Source organism: Rhodopseudomonas sp. BR0C11 (assembly GCF_010820945.1).
Taxonomy (GTDB): domain Bacteria; phylum Pseudomonadota; class Alphaproteobacteria; order Rhizobiales; family Xanthobacteraceae; genus Rhodopseudomonas; species Rhodopseudomonas palustris_H.
In genome coordinates, this window is sequence record NZ_QTKI01000810.1 from 1 (window position 1) to 596 (window position 596).

The following is a 596-nucleotide window of genomic DNA, read 5'->3' on the forward strand; positions in this document are numbered from 1 at the left end:
GCTTGGCCCGGGCGCCGCCGCCACCACCGCCGGTGCGGCGTTCGCCGGGGGCGGGGATCGGGTCGGACATCCGCAGCGTCAGGCCGATGCGGTTACGCGGCACGTCGACCTCGAGTACCTTGACCTTCACCACCTGGCCCGGCTTCACCACTTCGCGCGGATCGTTGATGCGCCGCTCCGACATCGCCGAGATGTGAATCAGGCCGTCCTGGTGCACGCCGATATCGGCGAAGGCGCCGAACGCCGCCCCGTTGGTGATCGTGGCTTCCAGGATCATGCCGGGCTTGAGGTCGGTGATCTTCTCGACGCCCTCCTGGAAGGTCGCGGTCTTGAACTCGGGACGCGGGTCGCGGCCGGGCTTTTCCAGCTCCTTCAGGATGTCGCTGACGGTCGGAATACCGAACTTCTCGTCCGCGAAGGCCTGCGGCTTGAGGCCCTGCAGCACCTTGGTCTGGCCGATCAGCGCCTTGATGTCGCTCTTGGTGGCAGCCAGGATCTTTTTGACGAGCGGATAGGACTCAGGGTGCACGCCGGAGGCATCGAGCGGGTTTTCGCCGTCGCGAATCCGCAACAACCCCGCGCACTGTTCGAACGCC

General features: G+C 66.4%; 1 protein-coding gene. It reads right to left on the minus strand.

The features are described 5' to 3' along the window. Nucleotides 1-596, minus strand: a 596-nt coding sequence (locus tag DYI24_RS27530; RefSeq protein ID WP_164574557.1) for a S1 RNA-binding domain-containing protein, incomplete at both ends; no start/stop codon positions are given.